The organism is Acinetobacter sp. 25-47-122 (assembly GCF_056779695.1).
The window spans coordinates 1-5,405 of sequence record NZ_JBWYIJ010000023.1 but is presented as its reverse complement, the minus strand read 5'-3'; the positions used below and the strand labels follow the sequence as shown (position 1 = coordinate 5,405).

The following is a 5,405-nucleotide window of genomic DNA, read 5'->3' as shown; positions in this document are numbered from 1 at the left end:
CGAGTTCAATTAAGCCATCGATGAGTTCAGCAGGCTGACCTGCAGTACCAAACCCACCAATCATAATGGTTGAACCGTCTTTAATTTGGGAGAGGGCTTCGGTTAAAGACGCTGAGCTTTTATCAATCATAATCACTTCCTAAACAAACGATCTACATTTACCTTTAATATGATCAGGTCGATGTAGACGATGATGGGGTAGTATTTTGACGCTTCGTTAAAATCACGTGCGCTAAAATACCAATACAGATTCCCCAAAAAACTGAACTTAAACCTAAAAATTGCATACCTGAAACAGTCGCCAAGAAAGTAAGGAGAGCTGCGTCACGATCCTTTTCTTGGAACATAGCAACGTGTAAATTTGTAGCAATAGCACCTAAAAGTGCTAAACCTGCTAATGCAGCAACAAGTTCTTTAGGCAGTAAGCTAAAAAGCATCACAATGCTGCCTGCAAATAAACCACCTAAAATATAGAAAATACCGTTCGCAATACCTGCGATATAACGTTTCTCTTTGAGCTCATGTGCATCTTTTCCTGTACAGAGTGCGGCTGTTATTGATGCCAGGACAATGGTGATTCCGCCCACACAAGCAACAGCTAACGATGCGATACTGGTAGTGGTAATAATGGGTTTTGCTTGAATGTCATAGCCACTTAATTTCAAAATTGCCATGCCAGGTAAAAATTGACCAGAAAGGCTGACTAAAATAAGAGGTACTGCAAGATTTAGAAAAGAGTTAAGCGTCCACTCGGGCGCAATGAATTGGGGTATTGCAAGTGAAAACTCCATATTCACAGCATTGAATTTTCCGAGGACTAAACTCATGAAAATACCAGCTGCCAATACAAAAAGCATGGCATATCGAGGTGTTAAACGCTTAGCAATCAGATACGAAATAAGCATTCCAAACACGATATATGGCATGGTATTGGTCGCGGTAAAAAGACCAAATCCGAACTGACATAAGATACCAGCCATCATTCCTGCAGCCACTGATTGCGGTATCAAAGCCAATAGTTTGTCGAAATATCCAGTAATACCAATGATGAAAATCACTACAGCTGTAGTGATATATGCAGCAACTGCTTCATTCAGTGATATATCTGGAAAAAGTGTGACTAGCAGAGCAGTACCAGGTGCCGACCAAGCGGTAATGACAGGAACTTTAAATTTTATTGATAATAGAATTCCAGCTACAGCAGCACCAATTGAGATACCCCAAATCCATGAAATCATCATGTCTGGTGAAACTTGGGCTTGTTGTGCTGCTTGAAAGAAAATAATTAATGGTCCGGCATATGAAATCAATACAGCTAAAAAGCCAGCGACAGTGGCGGAAATAGACCAATCTTCTTTTAGTGTTTTAAACAGGGTTGCCATTGTATTTGCCTCCTTGCGTCAATGATCCTGTGAATTTAAAGAGTCCGTGATCAGGGTTAACCCTGATCACCACCACCTACAGGTACGACTGTGCCTGTAATGTATGAAGACTCATCTGAAGCAAGGAACAAAATAGCATTTACTTGTTCTTGAATAGTGCCATAGCGTTTCATGTAGCTGCGGTCAATTGTTTGATCAACCACTTCTTGCATCCAAGCTTGATCTTGCTCAGATAGTGGTGAAGTATTACGTGGAATTACACGTGGTGGAGCTTCAGTACCACCTGTAGCCACTGCATTGATGCGGATACCATCTTTAGCATGTGCAAATGCCATTGATTGAGTAAAACTATTTACACCACCTTTAGCTGCAGAATATGGAAGACGGTTAATTCCACATGTGGCGATAGATGATACATTCACGATCACACCAGATTTTTGGTGTTGCATGTGTGGTAAAACTGCACGACAACTCCATAAAGTTGGAAATAAAGAACGATTGATCTCTTTAATAATTTCCTCTTCAGAAAACTCTTCAAAAGGTTTCATCCAAATCGCACCACCAACATTGTTGATCAGCACATCAATTCGGCCAAAAATCTCGATCGCTTTATTTACAACGGATTGTGCACCAGCATAGGTTTCAAGATCAGCTAAGACAGTAACACCTGTGCCACCTTGAGTCGTAATTTCTTCAAGTGTGGTCTTCACGTATTCAGCACGGTCAGCCAGTACAACTTTTGCACCTTCGCTAGCTGCTTGAAGAGCAACACCGCGACCGATGCCTTGAGCGGCACCAGTGACGATTACGATTTTATTTTCAAATCTTTGATTCATGTTCCTCTCCACTTTAATTCGCAGAGAATTTTTCGAATAAGAAGTTTGCAGGTTTAACGCCTTCAGCATCTAACCAACCACGAACTGCATCTACCATAGGAACAGGACCACAGAGGTAAACGTCTACATCACCACCGTTGAGCCATTCAGTTTCAATGTGGCCTGTCACATAACCTTTACGTTCGTGTGCAGATTCTGGGTTTGCAACTACGGTACGGTATTCAAACCAATCAAGTTTTTCTTGAAGTTTGTTGAGTTCTTCAATAGCAACTAGGTCAAAGTCATTGGTTACACCAAAAACTAAACGTACTGGATGTTCAGAACCTTTTTCTTCTAATACTTGAAGCATCGACATAAATGGAGCAATACCTGTACCACCAGCAAGCATTACTACAGGGCGTACTACATTACGTAAGTAGAAGCTACCAAATGGACCAGTGAATGTCATTTTGTCGCCGACTTTCGCTTCGCTGCTTAAGAAGCTACTCATCTTACCGTTAGGAACGTTACGAACAACAAAGCCGGTCAAACGGTTACCTGGCTTAGAGCTGAAAGAGTATGAACGTGTTTCAGTTGATCCAGGAATACCTACATTTACATACTGACCAGCAAGGAAATTGATATCTGGCTGACCCTCGTCTAGTTGAATATCAAAGGTAATTGTAGATTCAGATAAGTTTTCTACACGAGAAAGTGTACCTTGATATTGATGAATTTGAGTTTTACATACATCAGATGATGCTTGAATTTGGAAAACTGCATCTGAAGTAGGACGGCACTGGCAAGCTAAGATATAGCCTTGCTCAGCCTCTTCTGGTGTAAGTGCATCTTCAATATAAGTTTCTTCAGGCATGTCATAGCTGCCAGACTCACAAAAAGCTCGACAAGTACCACATGCACCATCACGGCAATCCAGCGGAATATTAATCTTTTGACGATATGCAGCGTCAGAAAGCGTTTCGCCTTGTGCAACTGAAATAAATCGGGTTACGCCATCTTCAAATTGAAGTGCAACATTATGGTTTGACATGGCTGAATATCCTTTAAGAATCTTTTGAACAATTTTTTTGTGTAACTACCAAAATTCCATTTGGTAGTTACTGAACTTGTTATTTACTAATTACAGGTGATATACGTCGATTACTTGGTTGATGTAATCATTTTTAAGTACCACATATTTATTTAAAATTTGTGGTTTTTCACCAGACAAATTGATTTCGTAGCGTGACATGCCGAAGTAGCTGTACGACTTTTGGTAGCGGTAACTTAAAGTATTCCAGTTGAAACGAACAACAACCTTATCTTCATGACGTTCAAGAATTTCAATATTGTTAATATTGTGGCTTGTACGTGTATCAGGCATTGTTGCAGAAGAGCGTTCAGTTTTGATACGGAACACGCGGTCCTCTAAACCTTGACGATCTGGATAATAAATTAACGAGATTTCTGATTGAGGATCTTCAGTTAATGTATTGTAGTCATCCCAAGATGGCATCCAGAACGATGCTGTAGGTGCATAGCACTCTAACCATTCATCCCACTGTTCATCATCAAGTAGGCGCGCTTCTTTAAATAAGAACTGGCTCACTGATTCTAAAGTTGCTTCAAGATTCGCGTTACTCATGCGTTATCTCCTTGTTCAGCTAAAGCTTGTTCTGCTTTAATCGCACGTTTCATTTCTTCTAACCAATGTTGATGTTGCGCAAGGTATAAACCTTCGTCTTCAGTTTTAACGCCTGAAAGTTTAGGTTTTAGGCCAATTTCGTTTGCTGCATCATCTGGGCCATTGATCCAATGCTTTGAGCCACGGCACATATCGTTCCACTCAAGTTCGATACCAGCATAACCTGCTTGACATGCACGGAATTCTTCTAAGTCATCTGGTGTCGCCATACCTGAAGCATTGAAGAAATCTTCATATTGACGAATACGGCGTGCGCGAGCTTCTGGCTCTTCACCTACAGGTGCGATGCAGTAAATTGTTACTTCAGTTTTATCGACAGCAATTGGGCGAAGTACACGGATTTGTGAACCGAACTGATCCATCAAATAAACGTTTGGATATAAGCAAAGGTTACGTGAGCGCTCGATCATCCACTTCGACATAGCAGGACCGAATTTCTCAGAGTATTCATCTGCTTTAGGGAAGTTAGGGCGGTCTTCAGGGTTAGCCCATTGTGTCCAAAGCAACATGTGACCATTTTCAAAACCGTAAGAACCACCGCCTTGTTTACCCCAAGATCCTGCGCTCATTGCACGGATATTGTCGCCAGCTTGTTTTTCTTTACGTTGTTGCGTAGTCGCAGCATAATTCCAGTGAACTGCAGATACATGGTAACCATCTGCACCATTTTCAGCAGTGAGTTTCCAGTTTCCTTCGTATGTATAAGTTGAGGCACCACGTAAAACTTCTAAACCTTGATCAGACTGACCCACGATCATATCGATAATTTTAGTCGTTTCACCTAAGAATTCTTCTAATGGCAAGACGTCTGGGTTTAAGCTACCGAATAAGAAGCCTTTATAACTTTCAAAACGTGCAACTTTCTTAAGATCATGTGATCCTTCTTTGTTAAAGCAGTCAGAATAACCTGCATCTGTTGGGTCTTTAACTTTTAAAAGTTTGCCTGAGTTATTGAACGTCCAACCATGGAATGGGCAAGTATAAGTAGCCTTATTACCACGTTTGTTACGGCAAAGTTGTGCACCACGGTGTGAACACGCATTGATCATTGCATTTAGCTCGCCTTGACGGTTACGAGCAATCACGATTGGCTGACGACCGATGTGTGTCGTGTAATAATCATTGTTATTTGGAATTTGGCTTTCGTGTGCCAAGTAAACCCAATTACCCTCAAAGATGTATTTCATTTCAAGGTCAAAAAGGGCTTGATCAGTGAAAACTGAACGATGAAGTTTAAACTCACCTGTCTCAAAGTTGTCTACAAGTAACTCATCAAGACGATCTAGATGGCTGGTATTAATTACAGGAATACGTGGCATGGACGTTCTCCGACTTTCCAAATTGAGGGGAAGTCATCGGGATAATTGACTTATCCCGATTCCGACTAATTGATTTAAGCTGATGCGCGGCGACGTTCAACTTCAGTAGAAGGCGCACCTTCAACGTCTTTCACTAATTCAATGTCAAATTGAATATGTTTGAACGCACCTTTCAGACCACGAC

6 protein-coding genes and 1 pseudogene are annotated in these 5,405 nt (G+C 41.1%); all 7 read right to left on the bottom strand.

Features of this window, described 5'->3' with window-relative positions:
• On the bottom strand, window positions 1-130 hold a 130-nt coding region (locus AC1M9P_RS14575), incomplete at its 3' end, for a CoA-transferase (RefSeq protein WP_481588083.1).
• Window positions 131-173: 43 nt separating this feature from the next.
• Complete coding sequence (gene benE / locus AC1M9P_RS14570) at window positions 174-1,382, bottom strand: benzoate/H(+) symporter BenE (protein ID WP_180000663.1); 1,209 nt, start codon at window positions 1,380-1,382, stop codon at window positions 174-176.
• A 56-nt stretch (window positions 1,383-1,438) separates the two neighbouring features.
• Window positions 1,439-2,218 (bottom strand): 1,6-dihydroxycyclohexa-2,4-diene-1-carboxylate dehydrogenase, encoded by a 780-nt coding sequence (locus tag AC1M9P_RS14565; RefSeq protein WP_481588082.1) that lies wholly within the window; start codon window positions 2,216-2,218, stop codon window positions 1,439-1,441.
• A 13-nt stretch (window positions 2,219-2,231) separates the two neighbouring features.
• Entirely contained in the window at window positions 2,232-3,248 is a 1,017-nt protein-coding gene (benC, locus tag AC1M9P_RS14560) for a benzoate 1,2-dioxygenase electron transfer component BenC (protein WP_035270501.1), read from the bottom strand.
• A gap of 90 nt (window positions 3,249-3,338) precedes the next feature.
• Window positions 3,339-3,842 carry a benzoate 1,2-dioxygenase small subunit gene (benB, locus tag AC1M9P_RS14555; protein WP_035270498.1) on the bottom strand — a complete coding sequence of 168 codons (504 nt, stop codon included), beginning with the start codon at window positions 3,840-3,842 and terminating at the stop codon, window positions 3,339-3,341.
• Window positions 3,839-5,221: a benzoate 1,2-dioxygenase large subunit gene (gene benA / locus AC1M9P_RS14550; RefSeq protein ID WP_035270495.1), complete on the bottom strand. Its 1,383-nt coding sequence runs from the start codon at window positions 5,219-5,221 to the stop codon at window positions 3,839-3,841. The genes benB and benA overlap by 4 nt, the downstream gene beginning before the upstream one ends.
• Window positions 5,222-5,295: 74 nt before the next feature.
• Window positions 5,296-5,405: pseudogene (locus tag AC1M9P_RS14545) on the bottom strand (catechol 1,2-dioxygenase); the annotation flags it as partial.